Below are 1,145 nucleotides of genomic sequence, written 5' to 3' on the forward strand. Positions count from 1 at the left end.
GTCTCATGCCGGCACCCCAGGGCTTGCCCGGATGTAACCGGGCGCTGCTGCGCTCAGGATGGCGCCTCTGTTCAGTGCATTCCCCCTCAAGGAGACTTATTCATGCGACGCCTCTTGCTCAAAACCGTGCTGTTGCCGCTGGCCCTAGCGACCGCCTCCGCGGCCGTGTTCGCCCAGGACAACTTCAAGGTGATGATCGGCGCCAACCCCGGTGGCGGCTATGACCAGACCGGCCGCGGCATCGGCAAGGCCATGYAGGAAGCGGGCGTGGCCGGCTCGATCACCTATGAGAACAAGGGCGGTGCCGGCGGCACGATCGGCCTGGCGCAGTTCGCGAACGCATCGAAGGGCGACCCGAACGCGATGATCGTCGTCGGCGCCATCATGGTCGGCGCGATCGTGCAGAACAAGCCGCCGATCACGCTGAACGACGCGACGCCGGTGGCGCGCCTGCTGGCCGAGTACAACGTGTTCGTCGTGCCGGCCAATTCGCCGCTGAAGACGATGAAGGACGTCGTCGACCAGATGAAGAAGGACCCCGGCAGCGTCAAGTGGGGCGGCGGCTCGAAGGGTTCGGTCGACCACGTCAGCGTCGCGATGATCGCGCGCGAGGCCGGCGTCGACGCGACCAAGATCAACTACGTGCCGTTCAAGGGCGGCGGCGAGGCGACGGCCGCGGTGCTGGGCGGCCACATCACGGTGGGCACCAGCGGCCTGGCCGAGTTCGAGGAATTCATCAAGACCGGCAAGATGCGCGCGATCGGCGTCACGGCGCCGAACCGCATCCGCGGCTCGGACATCCCGACGCTGGTCGAGCAGGGCATCAACGTGTCGATCGGCAACTGGCGCGGCGTGTACGGCGCGCCCGGCATCACGCCGGCGCAGCGCCAGAAGCTGGTCGACGCGGTCGCGAAGGCCACCAAGASCAAGAGCTGGGCCGAGACGCTGGCCAACAACAAGTGGAACTCGGCGCTGATGACCGGCGACGACTTCGGCAAGTTCGTCGACGACGACACCGCGCGCCTGCGTGCGCTGATGCTGAAGCTGGGCATGCTGTAGGCGACAGGATCGCAGGTTCCCTGCAGTAAGGCTGGCCGGCGCTGTGCGCCGGCCAGCCTGCGTTTGAGGGGCGGATTGAATGACGC

Annotated in this window: 1 protein-coding gene; it reads left to right on the forward strand. The window is 67.1% G+C overall.

Features of this window, described 5'->3' with window-relative positions:
- Window positions 1–102 precede the first annotated feature (102 nt).
- Window positions 103–1,059, forward strand: a complete 957-nt coding sequence (locus tag AC1D01_RS35780) for a Bug family tripartite tricarboxylate transporter substrate binding protein (protein ID WP_477874429.1) — start codon at window positions 103–105, stop codon at window positions 1,057–1,059.
- The last annotated feature ends 86 nt before the right edge of the window (window positions 1,060–1,145 follow it).

The sequence above is a fragment of the Rhizobacter sp. P3_B12 genome (assembly GCF_056402895.1).